Source organism: Onishia taeanensis, assembly GCF_900100755.1.
GTDB classification, from domain to species: Bacteria; Pseudomonadota; Gammaproteobacteria; order Pseudomonadales; family Halomonadaceae; genus Onishia; species Onishia taeanensis.
In genome coordinates this window covers 84,174-101,745 of sequence record NZ_FNCI01000014.1, presented here as the reverse complement: position 1 = coordinate 101,745, position 17,572 = coordinate 84,174, and the positions used below count along the sequence as shown (strand labels likewise).

The 17,572-nt window shown below is 64.3% G+C and carries 17 protein-coding genes; 3 read left to right on the top strand and 14 right to left on the bottom strand.

Annotated elements, in window-relative coordinates; translation table 11 throughout:
• On the top strand, window positions 1-285 hold a 285-nt coding region (locus BLR71_RS14715), incomplete at its 5' end, for an IS3 family transposase (protein ID WP_139172644.1).
• A gap of 126 nt (window positions 286-411) precedes the next feature.
• Window positions 412-1,380, top strand: coding sequence for an ABC transporter substrate-binding protein (locus tag BLR71_RS14710; protein WP_245696498.1), 969 nt, complete (start codon window positions 412-414; stop codon window positions 1,378-1,380).
• A gap of 179 nt (window positions 1,381-1,559) precedes the next feature.
• Here the strand turns inward: BLR71_RS14710 and BLR71_RS14705 are convergent, their stop codons facing one another.
• The 9 genes from BLR71_RS14705 to BLR71_RS14670 all read right to left on the bottom strand — a co-directional run bounded on the left by BLR71_RS14705 (window position 1,560) and on the right by BLR71_RS14670 (window position 10,873).
• Window positions 1,560-1,922 (bottom strand): DUF6482 family protein, encoded by a 363-nt coding sequence (locus tag BLR71_RS14705; RefSeq protein ID WP_092528116.1) that lies wholly within the window; start codon window positions 1,920-1,922, stop codon window positions 1,560-1,562.
• A 221-nt stretch (window positions 1,923-2,143) separates the two neighbouring features.
• Window positions 2,144-3,457, bottom strand: a complete 1,314-nt coding sequence (locus BLR71_RS14700; RefSeq protein WP_245696496.1) for a lipocalin-like domain-containing protein — start codon at window positions 3,455-3,457, stop codon at window positions 2,144-2,146.
• Complete coding sequence (locus tag BLR71_RS14695; protein ID WP_245696494.1) at window positions 3,454-6,009, bottom strand: FtsX-like permease family protein; 2,556 nt, start codon at window positions 6,007-6,009, stop codon at window positions 3,454-3,456. Before BLR71_RS14695 ends, BLR71_RS14700 begins: the two co-directional genes overlap by 4 nt.
• Window positions 6,009-6,677: an ABC transporter ATP-binding protein gene (locus BLR71_RS14690; protein ID WP_092528113.1), complete on the bottom strand. Its 669-nt coding sequence runs from the start codon at window positions 6,675-6,677 to the stop codon at window positions 6,009-6,011. The genes BLR71_RS14695 and BLR71_RS14690 overlap by 1 nt, the downstream gene beginning before the upstream one ends.
• 104 nt (window positions 6,678-6,781) lie before the next feature.
• Window positions 6,782-7,909 carry a metal ABC transporter solute-binding protein, Zn/Mn family gene (locus tag BLR71_RS14685; protein WP_092528110.1) on the bottom strand — a complete coding sequence of 376 codons (1,128 nt, stop codon included), beginning with the start codon at window positions 7,907-7,909 and terminating at the stop codon, window positions 6,782-6,784.
• A gap of 36 nt (window positions 7,910-7,945) precedes the next feature.
• On the bottom strand, window positions 7,946-8,836 hold the full coding sequence (locus BLR71_RS14680; RefSeq protein WP_092528107.1) for a metal ABC transporter permease: 891 nt from the start codon (window positions 8,834-8,836) through the stop codon (window positions 7,946-7,948).
• Window positions 8,829-9,557, bottom strand: a complete 729-nt coding sequence (locus BLR71_RS14675) for a metal ABC transporter ATP-binding protein (RefSeq protein ID WP_092528104.1) — start codon at window positions 9,555-9,557, stop codon at window positions 8,829-8,831. The genes BLR71_RS14680 and BLR71_RS14675 overlap by 8 nt, the downstream gene beginning before the upstream one ends.
• Entirely contained in the window at window positions 9,557-9,697 is a 141-nt protein-coding gene (locus BLR71_RS17670) for a hypothetical protein (RefSeq protein WP_175491692.1), read from the bottom strand. The genes BLR71_RS14675 and BLR71_RS17670 overlap by 1 nt, the downstream gene beginning before the upstream one ends.
• A gap of 252 nt (window positions 9,698-9,949) precedes the next feature.
• Window positions 9,950-10,873 (bottom strand): glycerophosphodiester phosphodiesterase, encoded by a 924-nt coding sequence (locus tag BLR71_RS14670; RefSeq protein WP_092528101.1) that lies wholly within the window; start codon window positions 10,871-10,873, stop codon window positions 9,950-9,952.
• 227 nt (window positions 10,874-11,100) lie between these two features.
• Between BLR71_RS14670 and BLR71_RS14665 the strand changes: the two genes are divergently transcribed.
• Window positions 11,101-11,349 (top strand): hypothetical protein, encoded by a 249-nt coding sequence (locus BLR71_RS14665; RefSeq protein ID WP_092528098.1) that lies wholly within the window; start codon window positions 11,101-11,103, stop codon window positions 11,347-11,349.
• A 242-nt stretch (window positions 11,350-11,591) separates the two neighbouring features.
• On the opposite strand, the gene BLR71_RS14660 is transcribed toward BLR71_RS14665, so the two are convergent.
• The 5 genes from BLR71_RS14660 to BLR71_RS14640 all read right to left on the bottom strand — a co-directional run bounded on the left by BLR71_RS14660 (window position 11,592) and on the right by BLR71_RS14640 (window position 17,194).
• The gene (locus BLR71_RS14660; RefSeq protein ID WP_092528095.1) at window positions 11,592-12,848 is read right to left on the bottom strand and encodes a dicarboxylate/amino acid:cation symporter; all 1,257 of its coding nucleotides are present in this window, start codon (window positions 12,846-12,848) and stop codon (window positions 11,592-11,594) included.
• Window positions 12,849-12,993: 145 nt separating this feature from the next.
• Complete coding sequence (locus tag BLR71_RS14655) at window positions 12,994-13,725, bottom strand: dienelactone hydrolase family protein (RefSeq protein ID WP_092528093.1); 732 nt, start codon at window positions 13,723-13,725, stop codon at window positions 12,994-12,996.
• A 103-nt stretch (window positions 13,726-13,828) separates the two neighbouring features.
• On the bottom strand, window positions 13,829-14,140 hold the full coding sequence (locus BLR71_RS14650) for a hypothetical protein (RefSeq protein ID WP_092528090.1): 312 nt from the start codon (window positions 14,138-14,140) through the stop codon (window positions 13,829-13,831).
• 352 nt (window positions 14,141-14,492) lie between these two features.
• Entirely contained in the window at window positions 14,493-16,322 is a 1,830-nt protein-coding gene (gene typA, locus BLR71_RS14645; protein ID WP_092528087.1) for a translational GTPase TypA, read from the bottom strand.
• Between the two features lie 332 nt (window positions 16,323-16,654).
• A complete protein-coding gene (locus BLR71_RS14640; protein ID WP_092528084.1) occupies window positions 16,655-17,194 on the bottom strand; it encodes a glycosyltransferase family protein in 540 nt (179 codons plus the stop codon).
• Window positions 17,195-17,572 lie beyond the last annotated feature (378 nt).

The window sequence follows — 17,572 nt, the reverse complement described above, 5'->3', positions numbered from 1 at the left end:
CAGGGCTGGCATTATCGACATCCCAGCTATCGCCGCCTAGTGGTGGATAAGCGAATACTGCGCAGTATGTCGCGGAAAGGGAATTGCCTGGACAATGCTGCCATGGAAAGTTTTTTCGGCACTCTGAAAGCCGAGTACTTCCACCTAACTCAGTTCGACAACGTTGAGCAGTTGCAGCAAGGCCTCGACCGGTACATCCATTACTACAATCACGAGCGCATCAAGATGAAACTAAAAGGTCTGAGCCCCGTGGAATACAGGACTCAGGCCATGGCCGCCGGTTGAGGTGACTAACCGTCCAACTACTGGGGGTCAGTTCAAACTTAGGCGGGGCGTTTTTGCGCCCAACGGTAGATAGGAGTAGCGTTGCGCCGAACCCATTCATGGCATGATCTGCCAAGGATTCATCCCTTGAACAATCCCAACCGTCCTATTATTCGCATCCTCGCCAGCGGCCTCGTCGCCACTCCCCTGGCCCTCCTGCCGGCTATTGCCTCCGCCGATGAAACTGCCGAGATCCGTTTCGCCACGCCGTCCTGGCCGGGCGTCACGGTCAAGACCCAGCTCGCCGCCGAGCTGCTGGAGGCACTTGGCTATGAGCCCAGCCAGCAGGAAATTGGCGCGACGATTGCCTACGAGGCACTGAACCTGAATGAAGTCGACGCCTTCATGGCGGCTTGGCTGCCCGCTCAGCAGCCGATGTATGACGCCTCGATGGAAAAGGACACCCTGGTCGACCTGGGCAACAACGTCGATGGCGCCCTGATCGGCTTCGCCGTGCCGCGCTACGTAGCCGAGGCCGGTGTGAAGCAGGTCGGTGACCTGGACAAGCCGGAGTTTGCCGACAAGTTCGGTCGTGAAATCTTCTCCATCGAAGTCGGCTCCGGCATGAGCGACACCCTCAATGAGGCCATCGATAACGATACCTATGGTCTGGGTGACTGGGAGCCGGTGGAAACGTCTACGCCGGGCATGCTCAGTGCCGTCAAGAACGCCATCAACAACGATGAGTGGATCGTCTTCGCCGGCTGGACGCCGCACTGGATGAACATCGAATACGATGTGGTCTATCTCGAAGACACCGAGGACATGTGGGGGCCGGACGGCGGCGGCAGCGATGTGCGCACGCTGCTCAACAAGCCCTACTCCGAGTCGCACCCCAATGCGACCCGCCTGCTCGATCAGATGACCTTCAGCGCCGACGATCAGAGCGCGATGATCTACGAGTTCAGCTTTGAAGAGCGTGACCCGGACGAGGTCGCGGTCGAATGGATCAACCAGCATCCTGACCGCATCGAAGCCTTTGTCGATGGCGTGACCACCATCGACGGCAAGCCGGCCTGGCCTGCCCTGCAGCAAGCCTTCGACTTCGAGTCCTGATCGCTCGCTTGCCCTGATCCAAGGGCAGACGCGCAACGACAAAGACCGCCTTCGGGCGGTCTTTTTTGTGTATCAGTGCTTATTCGTCAGGGCTTGTTCACAAAGGCGAAGCTCGCAGGGCGGTCAAGCAGGGACCTGTTTTTCAGGCCTGATTCGTTGTGTAGCGAAGGTCACCGCGCCTAGCGAAAGGCGATGCGGGTACCGTAGGTCAGCATTTCCTCGGCGGTGATCGGTTGGCTGGGCACGCCGATCATCTCGTCACCGCACTGGTCGGCCCAGGTCAGCACCCCATGGGTCAGGCCCAGCGAGCCCATCAGGTCGCGGATTGCACCTGTGCCCTTGAAGGTGCAGACGCTGCCTGACTCGTCGACCAGACTCGATATCCCGTTAGCATGATGGAAGCGCACCGAATAGATGCCATCCATGGATTTGACCTCGACAATCGGTGACATGCCCTGTTGCAGGGCGTGGGAGAGGCTGGTGATAGTGAACTGCGTCTCGGGCACGGGATAGTCGTCGGTGTAGGTGTCGTCGGCCGTCATGACGGTAGGCTCCAATAGAAAGATCGTACAATTAATGTAGAGCTTATTGGCTAGGTGTCCAATGCGATGTGAGCCTGTGATGCCAACATTAACGCCTGCTGATGATTACCAGAGCGCCTATCGCGCGCCACGACCGTCAAATCTGTACAAGTTTTGTCCTCGATTGATCCCCTGCTGGCTGGCCCAAGGCTGACGGCTCGGGGGCGCTCGAGTCTGAGCGCCTAGTAGCCGGTCATTTCTAGATAACCCTCCCCCCGCGGCCGGCCGTCGGAGCCCTCAACCGTCACCGCGCCCTCCCAGTAGGGCACTTGCGTGGTCATCCAGCGGTTAGGGTGGCGTGCGGAGATTGTCAGGTCGAGCCCCTGGCCGGGCACTTCGAGTCGCCAGCGGGTGGGGAGACGCCGGCCGGCCACCGAGCGCTCGGCGATTGGCGTCAGCGAGAGCTCGGTGGGGCCGAGGGGGGTGAGGGTGCCATCGGCGCTGATCAGGCTGCCGGACAGATAGTCACCGGTATCGCCTTGCGTTTCTCCTCCACCTGCCGCGCCGCCGCGCAGGCGAAAGGCCATCAGCTTGGTGCCATCGGCAAGGTGCAGCGACAGCCAGTCCCAGCCCTGTTGAGCCTCGCTTAGCAGTTGGCTGCTCCATTCCCGGTCGAGCCATGCCCGGCCGCTGACGCGATGGGTCTCACCGTTGAGGGTTACCTCACCCTCGGCCCGATAGAAGGGCTGGCTGTAATAGAAGGAACCCTGGCCGTCGGCGGCCTTCTGGCTGAAGCCGGCCTCGCCATGAGCGACGAGCGGCCCCTCGGCGGTCAGCGTCAGCCGGTAGCGGGTGGTCTCATCCAGGGTGGCGCTAACGCTCAGCTGGCTCAGGGCATCGGTCGAACTTGAGAGGGGGCTTGCGAGAGTGTTTGGTAGAGCTTTTGAGAGCGTTTCTGAGAGAGCCCCGGTTAGCTGCCAGTCGTCGATCCAGGCGGCGAAGGGCATCGCGCGCACCCCTGCCGGGCCGGCAAGGCCCTTCGGGCTGCCCCGTGACAGGCGCTCGGCGACCACATGCGCCTCGTCCCGGGAGACGGCGGCGTGGGCCATCCAGAGCTGATTCGAGGCCCAGGGGTTGGTCGTGCCTACTGCATCCTTAGCGTCCTGCTGAGCGGCCGGCGGCGCCAGCGCCTGGCGGAACAGCGTCCACTGCACGCCCAGCGGCCGGCCCTGCTCATCGTGAAGGTTGGCGGTGAGGTACCACCATTCGGTACGAAAGCCGGGGTGGGCGCCGTGATCCTCGGGAAAGCGCAGCGCCTGACCGGGCCTTGCCTGCGTGAAACCATCGGCCGCGCGGCCAAGGCCCGCGAAGCCGCCGCTCGGCGCCTGGGCCGTAGGTGGCGTCGAGTCGCCTGTCGGCCCCGTCAGCAGCGCGAGGCTAGGTACCAGCCCCAGTGCAAGCCCCAGCACGAGTGCCAGCATAAGTCCCGCCAGCAGCATGCGCTTCCAGCGTGGAAGGCGGGTAAAAAGACGACGTATCGTCGAGCGACGGTTCATGAGGCGGAGAACTCCTCGAGCAGCTGGCGGGGCGGCGCGCGCCATAGCCGCCAGGCCGGCAGCGCGGCGGCCAGCAGGGCCACCAGTACGGCGAGCCCTAGCGCCTGCACCCAGGCGGCGGGGAAGACGTGCAGCGGCAGCCGCCAGCCGAAGGCGGCAACATTGATCTCGGCGACCAGGGCCCAGTTCAACGCGACCCCCAGCGGCAGCGCCAACAGCGCCGTGGCCAGTGCCAGGCCACCGAGCTGAGCCAGTGTCACTCCGAGCAGGGTGGTGCGGCCAAGGCCCAGCGCCCATAGCGGCGCCAGCCGGGCACGGCGCTCGCGGGCCTGGGCCAGCAGGCCGGTGAACAGCGCCAGCGCGGCGACGCCAAGCGTCAGCCCCGTCAGCGCGCGGGTCACGGCGAAGGTACGCTCGAAGACCTGGCGGGCCTGACGATGCAGGCTGCGCTGGTCGATCAGCGACGGTGCCGGCGCCTCGCCCGCTTCCGGCAGCGGTCGGGTTAGCCTCTGGCGCAGGGCGGCTTCATCGGCCGCCGCCAGCCCTGGCGTGAGCACCAGCCCCATTGAGCCCGGCTTGGCCGCGAAGCGTTGGCTCAGCCGCTCCACCGTCAGGGTCACCTCGCCGCGAGGATTGCCGTAGTCCGGGTAAATGCCAGCCACCTGCGTGGTGAAAGGGCCGGTGGGGCTTGCAAGCGTCAGCATATCCCCCGGGGCCAGGCCGGTGGCAATCGCCAGCTGCTCGTTGATCAGCGCCGCCCCTTCGCGCAGCGACTGCCAGGCCGCCGCTCGGTCAGCATTCAGGGTCGCCAGCAGCGGCCAGCTTGCGGTCAGCGCCGGGTCGGGGCTGATGCCCTGCAGGGCCACCGGGCGCTCGCCCTCTGCGCGGATCAGGCGGGTATCGGTCTCGCGGCGTTCGAGCAGGGTGGCGATCTCGGGCCGGGTTTCGAGCCAGTCGCGCCAGCTGTCATAGGCCGCCGGCGGCGGGCGCAGGTAAAGGTCGGCGACCAGGCGCTGGTCGAGCCAGTCGAGGAAGGTCAGGCGAAAGCCACCCACCATACCGGCCACACCGAGATTGGTGGCAAGCGCCAGCAGCAGCGCCATCATCGCAAGCTGCAACCGGGGCAGTTGCAGTTGCAGGTCGGCCAGCGCCCAGCGGATCAGGGCGGTGCGCGGCGAGTTGCCAGGCAGGCCGCGTTTTAAGCCTTCCAGGACCGCACCCAGCAGCACCGATAGGCCCAACGCGCTGCCGGCCAGTGCCAGCGCGACCATGGCGAAGCCGGCGATCAAGCTGGGCGTGCCGGCGGGCGTCGGCCATAGCCACAGCCCGAGCGCAGCAAGCCAGGTCAGGGCGGCGAGCCCCGCCTGGCGCCGGTACCGGCGGCGACCGTCCGCGCGGGAAGGCTGGGCGTGACCGAGGGCGAGAATATCCAACCGCGCCGTGCGCCACAGCATGCCGAGGCCGGCGGTGGCCAAGCCGCCCAGGGTGATGGCAAGGCTACCGGCCCAGAAATGCCAGGGCAGCGACAGACTGGCCCCGACCGACGCCGAGAAGAGCGCCTCTAGGCTTGCCGCGACGTCCGGCAACAGCACGCTTGCCAGCCACAGCCCGGCAAGAATGCCGGGCAGGGTGCCGGCCAGCCCCAGCAAGACGAGCTCGATAGCCAGCAGGCCGACCAGGGTCCGCCCCGGCACCCCCAGCGCACGCAGGGTACGCAGCAGCCCCAGGCGCTGCTCCAGGGCAAGGCCCAGGGCGGCATGCACGATCAACAGCCCCACCACCAGCGCCAGCAGGCCCATGGCGGTCAGGTTGAGATGAAAGCTCTCGGTGAGCTGGCCGGGCGACAGCCCCTGGGCGGCGGGTGTTGGTCGGTAGGCAGCGGGCAGCGCTGTCTGGGAGCCCGCTGCCAACAGCAGGGTATCGATGCGGGGGCCACGCTCGAGCAGGTCGGCGGCGCGGGTGATGTCCATCATCAGCGTGCCCGGCGGTAACTGGGCGTCTATGACCAGCGGTGGCAGACGTTCGCCGCCTGCGCCGACAAGGCGCTCACCCGGGGACGCATTGAGCGTGGCCAGGGTCTCAGGGGCGAGGCGAGTCTGGCCTGGCGGTTGCAGCAGGCCGAGAGGATTAGCGCCATCCTCACCGTCATTGCCGGCGCTGCGATCCTCACCGATGCCGCCTGCCGGCAGGCTTAGCGGCTCGATGCCCAGCACGTTCAGACGCTGGCCGTCGTTAAGCTCGATGGTGCCTTCGACCAGCGGCGATACCGCCAGGCCGGCGCGGCGCAGGGTGGTGAAATCGGCATAGCTAAGAGGCGCACCGTCACGCCGTTCGAGGCTGGGCGAGAGCAGCGCCTCGGCGCGGGCGTAGCTGTCGCGGGCCGAGGCGTTGATCGCCTGCACGCCGCTCCATAGGGCGCTGGCGACCCACAGGCCGACCAGCAGCATGGCCAGTTGCCCAGGATGCCGGCGGTAGTGAGAGAGCAGCGTGACCAGCGCGGTGCGCGCCATGGCCAAATGAGGAACCAGGCGAGGAGCGCCACGCTCGGTCATCACCTGGCCTCCTCGGCCAGCAGCCGGCCATGGGAAAGCGTCAGGCGACGCTCCAGGCGGCTCGCTACCCGCGCGCTATGGGTCACCATCAACAGCGCACAGCCGCTGTCGCGAACCAGTTCAAGCAGCAGCGTCAGCACCGTTTCGGCGCTGGCCTCATCCAGGTTGCCGGTGGGTTCGTCGGCCAGCAGCAGCGCCGGACGCCCGGCCAGGGCACGGCCGATGGCGAGGCGCTGCTGCTGGCCACCGGAGAGCTGCTCGGGGTAGCGGTCGGCCATCTCGGCAAGCCCCAGTCGCGTCAGCAGCTCCTGGCTCCAGTCCGGCGTCTCGCGTCCCGCCAGGCGCGCCTGCAGGGTCAGGTTATCGGCCACCGACAGGCTCGGCACCAGGTGGAACTGCTGGAACACCAGCCCCAGGCGCGTGCGGCGCAGGGCGGCTCGTGCCGGTTCGCTGGCAGTCGAGAGTCGCTGGCCGTCGAGGGTGATCTCGCCGCTATCGGCGGTATCGAGGCCGGCGGCCAGGTGCAGCAGGGTCGACTTGCCGCTGCCGGATTCGCCCATCAGCGCCAGGCTCGCCCCGGCGGCAAGGCTCAGGTCGACCCCGTCGAGCACCGGCAGCGGCCCCTGCGGGGTAGCGTAGGCCTTGCGGATATCGCGCATCTCGAGCATGGCGCCTCCTGGCGAGCGGTAATCCTCTTTCTGACAGCATCCCATAAAAAAGGCGCCCCCCGCAGGGAGCGCCAAAGGAAGCCGATCTTACAGAGCGTTAATGCTCAGTGTTCATGCTCATGCGCGTGGTCGTGATCGTGCTCATGGTCATGATCGTGGTCATGGTCGTGGTCTTCGTCATGCTGGTGCTGATGGCCAGACGCAGGATCGGCCTGATGGCCGGCTACGCCGAGCGCGTCATGCAGCACCTCGGCGTTGTGGCGCATCATGCCCAGGTAGGTCGAGGCCTCGCCTTCGGCGGAAAGAGAGCCGGAATACAGGGTGCCGGCGATCGGCAGGCCGGTTTCCTCGGAAAGCTGCTCGAGGGTCGCGGTGCTGGTCATGCTCTCGTTGAACAGCGCGTTGACGCCTTCGTCACGGATCACGTCGATCAGCCGGGCCAGGTCGGCCGCCGAGGGCTCGGCCGAGGTGGAAAGCCCGGTCGGCGACAGGAAGCTGATGCCATAGGCGTTGGCGAAGTAGTCGAAGGCTTCATGGCCGGTGATCACGCTGCTGTTGGCCGGTACTTCGGCGAGCAGGGTGTGAATTTCATCATCCAGCGCGGTGATGGCATCGCTGTAGCGGCTGGCGTTAGCGCGATAGGCGTCGGCATGGGCCGGGTCGGCGGCAATCAGGCCGTCGCGGATATTGGCGACATAGGTAACTGCGTTGCCGAGATCCTGCCAGGCGTGAGGGTCGGGGCTGCCCGCCTCATGGTGATGTCCGGCGTGGCCATGCTCGTGGTCGCCATGATCGTGATCGCCATGGCCATGATCATCGTGGTCATGCTCGTGGTGGTCGTGGTCGCCATGGTCGTCGTGTTCATGGTGATCGTGACCGTGGCCCTGGAAGGTCAGCGGCGTGATGCCGTCGGTGGCGGTCACCATGGCGCCTTCATAGTCGCTGGAGTCGATCAGCCGCTCCATCCAGCCCTCGTAGTTCAGGCCGTTGAAGACCACCAGGTCGGCCTGGGCGACCGCGCGGGCCTCGGTGGGGCTCGGTGAGAACATGTGCGGATCGCTGTCGGGGCCGACCAGTGCCGTGACCGAGACGTGATCGCCGCCGACTTGCTCGACCATGTCGGCAAGCACGCTGAAGCTCGCCACGACGTCGATAGGCTCATCGGCATAGAGGGGCGTGGTGGTCGTCACCGTGGCGGCGAGGGCAAACCCCAGTGAAAGGGAATGGCGCATAGCTTGAGCTCCTATGGGGATGGGGGATGGCTCGGCCTACTCAGCGGCGCGAGGCTCCAGTGGTGCATCACGGCGGCGCAGTTTTGCCAGCAGGCTGTTGTAGCGCCCCAGCAGTGCCGAAAACACATAGCAGGCCCCGGCGAGCAGGATAATGCTCGGCCCCGAGGGTAGCTCCAGGTGATAAGAGAGCAGCAGCCCGCCGCTGGTGGCGAACATGGCCAGCAGAATGCCCAGGCCGATCAGCCCCTCGAGGCGCTTCGACCAGAAACGGGCGGTGGTGGCCGGCAGCATCATCAGGCCCACCGCCATCAGGGTGCCCAGCGTTTGGAAGCCGGCGGTCAGGTTGAGCACGACAAGGCCCAAGAAAATGCCATGCACCAGGCCACCGGCCATGCCCTGGCCGCGCAGGAACAGCGGGTCCAGGCATTCGACCACCAGGGCACGAAACACGATGGCCAGCACCACCACGATCATGGTGCTGATGGCCGCGATCAGTATCAGGGCAGTGGAATCCACGGCGAGGATCGAACCGAACAGCACATGGGTCAGGTCCACGCTGCTGCCGCCCAGCGACACCAGCATGACCCCTGCGGCCAGCGAGATCAGGAAGAAGCTGGCCATGGCCGAGTCCTCCCGGTGGCCGCTCATGTGCGAAACGCTACCGGCGAGCCCGGCGACCAGCAGCCCCGAGAGAATGCCGCCCAGGCTCATTGCCGGCAGCGAGAAGCCCGCCATCAGAAAGCCCAGTGCCACTCCGGGCAGGATGGCGTGCGCCATGGCATCGCCGATCAGGCTCATGCCGCGCAGCATCAAAAAGACCCCCAGCGCCGGAGCGGCCAGCGACAGCGCCAGCCCCGCGACCAGCGCCCGCTGCATGAAGCCGTAGTCGAAGGGCGCGATGAAAAGGCTATTCAAGAGTTCAAGCATGGGGCGTATCCGCGTCTTGGGTCGGCATAAACGGCGAGACCCGGCGGGTGCCGCGGGTTGGCTGGTCGATAACGGCCTGAGGCGTTGTCCAGCGCGCATGGCCGTTGTCCAGCAGCAGCACCTCGTCGGCGAGCCGGGTCAACTGGTCCAGGTCGTGGAGCACCACGATGATGGTGGTGCCCTGGTCTGCCATGTCGCGCAGCACCCCGGTCAGCACCTCGACGGTCTCGATATCGACATTGGCGAAGGGTTCGTCGAGCAGCAGCAGCTCGGCTTCCTGCATCAGCGTGCGGCCGAACAGGGCACGCTGGCGCTGGCCGCCGGAGAGCTCGCCCAGCGGGCGGTGGGCCAGATGCGAGATGCCAAGCCGCGCCATCACCTCGCGTGCCTTGCGATAGTGGGGGCCGCAGTAGCCCTTGAGCGCCCCATGGCTTGGCCAGGTGCCGGTCATGACCAGCTCTTCCACGCTCATCGGAAAGGACAGATCCAGCGCCAACTGCTGGGGCAGCCAGGCGCGGCGCTCCCTAGGTACCGCGCACTCAATACGACCCTGGGAAGGCTTGAGCAGGCCCATGATGCCCTGGATCAGCGTGCTCTTGCCGGCCCCGTTGGGGCCGATCAGCGCCGTGATGGCGCCATCCGGGAACTGCCCCTCGACGTGTTCGAGCACGGTACGGCCGCCCTGGGCGAGGCTTAAATCGTGCAGTGCCAGGCGCGCCATTAGGACCACCATCCTGCGGCCCAGGACACCGCGAGCCACAGGACCGCCAGCGGTGCCGCGGCCAGCAGCAAGCGCCGCCCCCAGGACAACGACATCAGTGAAAAATGACAGGGGCCTTCCGGCCGGTGGCGGTGTGCCATGGTGCGGTCTCTTGGGATGTGGTCTGAAACTGGGTTGTGAAGCTGCGTCTTGAAACGAGGCGAAGGTTATAACATAACAATTGGTCTTGAGGCTAGAGGGGGAATGGCAGCAGAGCGGTTGGTGGGAAATAGCTGGTACCGCAGCCGCGGGGCTGAACCACCCAGGCAGCTTCTTAGCTATCCATAAAAGGCCGGCCCGAGAGACGCTCCCGGGCCGGCCTTTTGCGCGTGAATGCTAGATCAGGCGTGGTTTCACTCCGCGATGGAGTTCAGGCGGTCGGGGAAGTTGGTGAACATGCCGTCGACGCCCCAGTCGAGCAGCCGCTGCATGGCGTCTGGTTCGTTGATGGTATAGGCATGCACCAGCAGGCCGTTGGCGTGGGCCTGGTCGACGAAGCCGGCGTCGATAACGTCCTGGCCTTCATAGGTGACGTTGGGGCCGATGCCGACGGCATAGTCGGCGATGGCCTGAAAGTCGGCGTCGGTGATTTCGCTGGGGGCCGGGGTCACGCCGGTCCATTCAACGAGGCCATCGCCGTCTTCTGCGGTGGAATACCACACCAGTTGCACCAGCGGGATGTCGGCATTGAGCTCGTGGATCTGCTTCAGGCTGTCCTGGCTGAACGACTGGATGACCACGGCGCCGGCATCCACCAGGCCTTCGGCTTCAAGCGTCTCGACCAGGGCGCGCTGCAGTTCGGGGTAGCGGTCGGGGGACTTGGTCTCGATGTAGTAGCGCACGCTGTCGCCGTAGCGGTCGATCACTTCGTCGAGGGTCAGCAGCTTGGCGCCGGCGTAGTCGTCGTTGGCGTACTCGGGGTGGGCCTGGTTGAACCAGGAGCCGGCGTCTAGCGCCTTGAGTGCTTCAAGGGTGTGATCCTTTACGTTGCCTTCGCCGTTGGTGGTGCGCTCCAGGGTGTCGTCATGAATCGCCACCAGTTGGTTGTCGGCGCTCATGTGCAGGTCCAGCTCGAGGTAGTCGGCCCCCATGTCGCGGGCTTTGTCGTAGGCGAACCAGGTGTGCTCCGGGGCGTAACCGCTGGCCCCGCGATGGGCGATGATCTGAAAGCCCTGAAGGTCGTCGAGCTGTTGTTCGAGGGCGTCGGCCTGGGCGGCGAGCGGGGCGATGCCAAGCGCGAAAACGGCGGCGAGCGGTAGACGAGCGTGGTGTTTCATAAGGCGCCTTTTATTGAATGTGTGTGCAATAACCTAGCGTGCCTACGTCCCAATGGCAAAGTCGGGGCTGGCCAGCGAGGAGGGTCGATGCGCCGAGCGCCGCTGAGATGGGGGTGGGGGCGAAAGAAGGGCAAATAGGAGACGGATGACGTTGACAGATGGTCTGGGGGTGCCTAAATTGCAAATGACAATCGTTATCATTTGCCAGCCCTATCAAGGAGAGCGTCATGCCCTACCAGATCGATACCCGTCTCAAGGGGGCCAATCCCAGCCTGCAGATTCGTGATTCAAGCTCTGGCTCTGTGCGTTTGGCCTGGGAATATCCGCGCCAGGCGGCGTCGGAGGGTGAAGATGAGGAATTGCTGGCGCTCAAGCGCGAGGAGGCGATTCATGAGCTGTTCCGCCGCCTGTTTCTGCTGACCACCGAGCAGTATCTGAAGGGTGAAGCCGGCGATGGTGAAGGTACGCGGATGTGAGCGGCCTAGCGAGTGCGCCGCGCCCATTGTGTGGGCGCGGCGACTCGGCAATGTCTGAAAAGTACTGCGCTCGCCCATACGGCGTTAAAAATAGGCTGGAGCGCCAGCCCGGTCAAGATGCTCATTTACACCCCGTAAACTGGTACGCCAGCCCGGTCAGCTCTTTCGCCGATTTTTGCCTTAGCTACGCGCCCCGGTCTGGCCATCGCTCGTCGACTTTCTAGACACAGCCTAGGCGCTAATCAGCTTTTGTGGCGGGCGTTATAGACGCTTTCGTCGAGTTCGCCTTCGCTCTTGCCGACCAGGGTGGTGACCATCAGGTCGCCGGCGACGTTGACGCTGGTGCGTGCCATGTCGAGGATGCGGTCGATGCCGGCAATCACGGCGATGGCTTCCAGCGGCAGGCCGATCTGGGCCATGACGATCGACAGCATGACCAGCCCCGCTCCGGGTACGCCGGCGGTGCCGATGGAGGCCAGGGTGCCGGTGACGATGATCATGCCGTAGTCGGCCATGCTCAGGTCGACCCCCAGCAGCTGGGCGATGAACACCGCCACCACGCCTTGATAGATGGCGGTGCCGTCCATGTTGATGGTGGCGCCCACCGGCAGCACGAAGCCCGCCACGCCTTCGGAAACCCCCAGGTTATTCTTGGCGCAGCGCAGCGAGACCGGCAGGGTGCCGGACGATGATGCGGAAGAAAACGCGACCACCAGGGCGTCGAGAATGCCCTGCAGATAGCGCAGCGGGTTCAGGCGACCGAGCAGGGCCAGCAGGCCCGAGTAGACCAGCAGCACGTGCAGCACGCTTGCCAGGTAGGCCACGCCGATGACCTTGGCCAGCGGCAGCAGCACGTCGAGGCCATAGTTGCCGGCCACATGGGCGATCAGGCCGAACACGCCGAAGGGCGCAAAGGCCATGACGATGTTGGTGAGCTTGACCATGGCCTCTGCAAAGCTCTCGAAAACGCGCACGGTGGGCTCGCCTTTTTCGCCGATCAGCGTAAGCGAGATGCCAAGGCCGATGGCGAAGACGATGATCTGCAGGATATTGCCGCTGGCCAGGGCGTCGATGGGGTTCTGGGGCACGAGACCCACCAGGATCTCGACCAGGCTCGGCGCTTCCTTGGACTCGACGCCGGACTCGAAGCTCATCTCAAGCCCCACGCCGGGCTGAAATACCCAGGAGGCGAGCAGCCCGATGGCGATGGCGAAGGCCGTGGTTAGAAGATACAGGGCAATGGTGCGGGCGCCGATGCGCCCCATCTTCTGAGGGTCGCGCATGGCGGTGATGCCAACCACCAGGGTGGAGAACACCAGCGGTACGATCAGCATCTTGATGGCATTGATGAAGATATCGCCAAGCGGTTTGAAGATGCTGGCGTTCTCGCCCATCAGGGCGCCGGCGAGAATACCCAGTACCAGGCCGGCGAGGATTTTTTGCCAAAGCGGGATGCGCTGCCAGGCATTCTTGCCGGACTCAGTCGCTTGATTCGACACGTCAGACTCCTTTCTGTGTTGTGGTTGTACGGTGGTGCATGTTGCTGCGGGCCGACCATACTACAGAAAGGATGGGAGGTTTATTCGCCGATAGGCGATGGATTCTTTTGTCGATGCGACATGCGCGACGCCACCACGTCAGCGGTCACAGCACTTCCTCGAGCAGGGCCTTGAAGGCGGCCCAGGAGTGCTGGTCGGCGCGGGCATCGTAGCGGTCGCTGCCGAGTACGGTGAAGGCATGCGGGGCGCCGGAGTAGATCTGAATTTCGTAGGTGGCGTTGGCGGCTTCCAGCTCCTGGGCTAGGGCGGCGACCTGGTCCATGCCGATGGATTGATCGGCGCCGCCATGTGCCACCAGCAGCGGTGGCATGTCGGTGGGATAGGCTTGGCCTTCCGGGGTGGAAAGGCCGCCATGGAAGGTGGCGTAGCCCTTGACGTGCTCGGCAAGGCCGGAGCGAGCCAGCTCGAGCACCACCGCGCCGCCGAAGCAGTAGCCCATCACCACTGTGTCGCTGGCGCCCAATCGCTGCGCCTGGGCAAGGGCCGCCAGGGTTCGCTCGCGCATGGCCTCGCGGTCTTCGTAGAGCTTGGCGGTCTCGGCCTTCTTGGCGTCGGTATCCACCGGGCGGTTGCCGGCGCCATAGAGGTCGGCGGCGAAGACGTCATAGCCCTGCGCCGCCAGCATATCGGCGCGGCGCATCTCGTAGTCGGTCAGCCCGTCCCAGTCGTGAATGATCAGCACGCCGCCCTTGGGCTCGCCCTGGGCGGCGGCACGGTAGCCCTGATAGGGCTGGCCGTCGATCTCGTAATTGACGGCCTGCCCCGCCAGTGCGGGGGTGGCGGCCAGACTCAACAGCAGAGAAAACAGGGCTTTCATGGCGAACCTCCGGGAAGAAGCGACACTACTACTGCACAGGTTATTCATCACGCGCTGAGTCATGACGAGCCTGCTCGAGCAAGCCGGGTTTCAGCAAGCCAAGCTAGTCGTCGTCATCGGGCAGCGTTGCCTCGATGGCGCGCATCTCGTCGGGCAGTCGCACCATGTCGCCGATGGTGAGGTTGCCGTGGGCCTGCTTACGCTCGCCGGTGCGAGGGCTGATCAGGGCCACTACCTCGCCGATGCTGGTGTTGCCATCGACGAAGGCTTCGACACGCACGCGGACGGTAATGCCCTGATAGTGGCCGGTGATGATGCTGCCGGGGTGCGGCTCAACGTACTCATCTTGGGTGTTGGCGTAGAAGGCGAGCACGCTGTACTTGCCGGGGTCATCCCATTCCACGTGCTTGTGCATCTTGGCACTCCTTTTCGGGCAATGAATGTGCTGCAACGCGCCTCTGGCGTATGGATGCTTCGCCTGATTGGGCGCTCGCCTTACATAGTACTCTGTTTACATAGCACTTAGTTTACGCTGCTTACATAGTGCTTAGCTCACATGGCACTTGGCTTACGATTCAGCTTAACCCATAGATTAGTATGCAGTTTAGTCCGAAGTTTAATCTGTAGTTTAGTCTGTCGTTGCGTGCGGGATGCGTCATTTTTGCGACCCACGAAAAAGCCCACCGCTTGGGTGGGCTTTTTGGATCACGGCGCGGGGCGACGTGATCGTCAAGGATAGCGGCGCTCAGGCGAGCGCCGGGGCTTAATTAGCCCTTCTTGGCGCGCTTGCGCTCGTTTTCCTTGAGGTGCTTCTTGCGCAGACGAATGTGGTTCGGGGTAATTTCGACCAGTTCGTCGCTGTCGAGGAACTCGATGGCCTGCTCGAGGGTGAAGCGCACGGGCGGCGTCAGCACGAGGTTCTCGTCGTTGCCCGAGGCGCGCATGTTGTCGAGTTTCTTGGCCTTGGTTGGGTTGACCACCATGTCGTCGGCGCGGTTGTTGATGCCGATCAGCATGCCTTCGTAGACCTCGGTGCCGTGCTCGACGATCAGTTTGCCGCGATCCTGCAGGGCGAAGAGGGCGTAGGCCAGGGCCTTGCCGGGCACCATGGAGACCAGCACGCCGTTGCGACGCTCGATGGAGGCATCGGGCTTGAGCTCGCCGTAGTGATCGAAGCGGCTGGTCAGGATGCCGGTACCGGAGGTCAGGGTCAGGAACTGACCGCGGAAGCCGATCAGGCCACGCGCCGGGATGATGAAGTCCAGGCGCACACGGCCCTTGCCGTCCGGGTTCATGTTGGTCAGCTCGCCCTTGCGGTAGCCGAGCTCTTCCATGATGGAGCCCTGATGCTCCTCTTCACAGTCGATGATGACCTCTTCGTACGGCTCCTGCTTGACGCCGTCGATCTCGCGGATGATTACCTCGGGGCGGCCCACGGCCAGCTCGAAGCCTTCACGACGCATGCTCTCGATCAGCACCGACAGGTGCAGCTCGCCGCGGCCGGACACCTTGAACTTCTCGGGCGTCTCGCCCTGCTCGACGCGCAGCGCCACGTTGTGGATCAGCTCCTGGTCGAGACGGTCCTTGATGTTACGGCTGGTGACGTACTTGCCGTCGCGGCCGGCCATCGGCGAGTCGTTGACCTGGAAGGTCATGGACACGGTCGGCTCGTCGACGGACAGCGCCGGCAGCGCCTCGACGTTGGCCGGATCACAGATGGTGTCGGAGATCGCCAGGGCGTCGATGCCGGTGATGCAGACGATATCGCCGGCGGTGGCCTTTTCGGTCTGCACGCGCTCGAGGCCCATGTGGGTCATCACCTGGCCGATCTTGCCCTTGCGGGTGTTGCCTTCCTTGGTGATGACGCTGACCTGCTGGCCGGGGCTGATGGCGCCGCGCTTGATGCGGCCAAGGCCAATGACGCCAACATAGCTGTTGTAGTCCAGCGCCGAGACCTGCATCTGCAGCGGGCCGTCGAGCTCGACCTTGGGCGGCTCGACGATGTCGACGATGGCGCGGAACATCGGCGTCATGTCGTCGGCGAGGGCGTCCGGCTCTTCACCGGCGATGCCGTTCAGGGCAGAGCAGTAGATGATCGGGAAGTCGAGCTGCTCGTCGCTGGCGCCCAGGTTGTCGAACAGATCGAAGATCTGGTCGATGACCCAGTCCGGGCGTGCGCCGGGACGGTCGATCTTGTTGACCACGACGATCGGCTTGAGGCCCTGGTCGAAGGCTTTCTGGGTCACGAAGCGAGTCTGCGGCATCGGACCATCGACCGCATCGACCATCAGCAGCACGGAATCGACCATCGACATCACGCGCTCCACCTCACCACCGAAGTCGGCGTGTCCCGGCGTGTCGACGATGTTGATGTGGTAGTCGGTGTCGGCGGTGGTGTCGTGCCAGCGGATCGCGGTGTTCTTGGCCAGGATGGTGATGCCGCGCTCTTTCTCCTGGTCATTGGAGTCCATGATCCGCTCTTGGCCTTCGGCCTTGCGGTCCAGGGTGCCGGACTGACTGAGGAGCTTGTCGACCAGGGTCGTCTTGCCGTGGTCAACGTGGGCGATAATGGCGATGTTGCGAAGATTCTCGATCACGAAGGGATCCTGCTGCGAAAATTGGGCGACATTATAGTATCCGGGCCGGTGCCCCTACCAGCGCTGTACGCGAATTCTCACCGCGGTCAGCACCAAGTCCTTGATCCCCAGCGCTTCAATCCTGGTCCTGGATGCCTTGAAAAAGGGCGACATCTAGCGAGGCGGACTCGCTCGGCGTTGGCCGCGCGACACGCAGAACGTGATTGACACCTGGAGTAGGAGCCAAGCGGGGATCAGAGCGGGTGCGAGGGTGATCCGGGGAATACTCTACTGTTACGCGTTATTTAAACGCGTCCTTAACTCGTTGCGTTGCTCAATGGAGTAACGCGGAATTATAGCGATACTTTCATGATATGCGCATGACAAGCGCGCAGACGCTCCACCAGGTCTTCATGAGCGGTGTCGTCGAGGCCGGTATCAAAGCCTCCGATGCGCTCGAACCATTGGCGGGCGATGCACAGGGTACCGGGTGGTGTGGCGACATGCCACAGTCGACGCAGGCTTGCCATCAGCGGGGGGTGGTTGGGCTGGAAGGTCATGACATCCCACTTCTGATGCTCTAGTAGCTTGTCGACCTCGGCCAGCCAATTGCTGCGCAGCCGTCCGTGGGGGGAGAGAAAGACCAGGATGTCGGCAGAGGTGAGGCGGGCGATGGCGTTGCTGCGGGCGCCGAAGGTGGGGTAATCGCAGACGATGAAACGGCCGCCGAAGCGTCGGCTCAGCGTCGCCAGGCGCGCATTTTCGGCGGTGCCGATAACCTGAATGTCGACCTTGGCCGGATATCGTCGCACGGCTTCGTGGAGTGTTGCCAGGCAGCGTGGCAGCCGAGCGCCCATCAGCCTGGAATCGACGATTATGCTATAGGCCCTCATCGGCGGTGACGCTCCTGCGTGTTCTTGTGCAACGCGCTCATGAAAGGTGTCGCGGTGTGGAACGTCCACCGTTTGAAGGCGTATGACACAACGGGGCGGCGGGGAGCCTCCCTGTTATGTAATGAAGTGTAGCTTTGAGTTTCTTGAGGTAGCAATACTATATTTTGCTGATATGGCCGGGGCTGAGCGCTGGGTTCGGCTCATCCAAACTGTTGGCACGGCTCAACGTGGCAGGCGTCACCGTAGATGTGATGTTTTGGTGCACGGGCGGTCAGCTTTGTTCAGTTTTGGTGCAGTGAGTGCGGCCAACGGGAGGAGGAGGGCTCCCGACACGACGATCGGCGCGGCTTTTGGTTGGTCGTGTTCAGCAAAAAAACT

Excerpts from the sequence above, each read along its gene's own strand:
- BLR71_RS14655 (WP_092528093.1), bottom strand. The coding sequence starts at position 13,725 with ATGAAAGCCCTGTTTTCTCTGCTGTTGAGTCTGGCCGCCACCCCCGCA.
- BLR71_RS14650 (WP_092528090.1), bottom strand. The coding sequence starts at position 14,140 with ATGCACAAGCACGTGGAATGGGATGACCCCGGCAAGTACAGCGTGCTC.
- BLR71_RS14675 (WP_092528104.1), bottom strand. The coding sequence starts at position 9,557 with ATGGCGCGCCTGGCACTGCACGATTTAAGCCTCGCCCAGGGCGGCCGT.
- BLR71_RS17670 (WP_175491692.1), bottom strand. The coding sequence starts at position 9,697 with ATGGCACACCGCCACCGGCCGGAAGGCCCCTGTCATTTTTCACTGATG.
- BLR71_RS14680 (WP_092528107.1), bottom strand. The coding sequence starts at position 8,836 with ATGCTTGAACTCTTGAATAGCCTTTTCATCGCGCCCTTCGACTACGGC.
- BLR71_RS14665 (WP_092528098.1), top strand. The coding sequence starts at position 11,101 with ATGCCCTACCAGATCGATACCCGTCTCAAGGGGGCCAATCCCAGCCTG.
- BLR71_RS14695 (WP_245696494.1), bottom strand. The coding sequence starts at position 6,009 with ATGACCGAGCGTGGCGCTCCTCGCCTGGTTCCTCATTTGGCCATGGCG.
- BLR71_RS14670 (WP_092528101.1), bottom strand. The coding sequence starts at position 10,873 with ATGAAACACCACGCTCGTCTACCGCTCGCCGCCGTTTTCGCGCTTGGC.
- BLR71_RS14700 (WP_245696496.1), bottom strand. The coding sequence starts at position 3,457 with ATGAACCGTCGCTCGACGATACGTCGTCTTTTTACCCGCCTTCCACGC.
- BLR71_RS14685 (WP_092528110.1), bottom strand. The coding sequence starts at position 7,909 with ATGCGCCATTCCCTTTCACTGGGGTTTGCCCTCGCCGCCACGGTGACG.
- BLR71_RS14690 (WP_092528113.1), bottom strand. The coding sequence starts at position 6,677 with ATGCTCGAGATGCGCGATATCCGCAAGGCCTACGCTACCCCGCAGGGG.
- BLR71_RS14705 (WP_092528116.1), bottom strand. The coding sequence starts at position 1,922 with ATGACGGCCGACGACACCTACACCGACGACTATCCCGTGCCCGAGACG.
- BLR71_RS14640 (WP_092528084.1), bottom strand. The coding sequence starts at position 17,194 with ATGAGGGCCTATAGCATAATCGTCGATTCCAGGCTGATGGGCGCTCGG.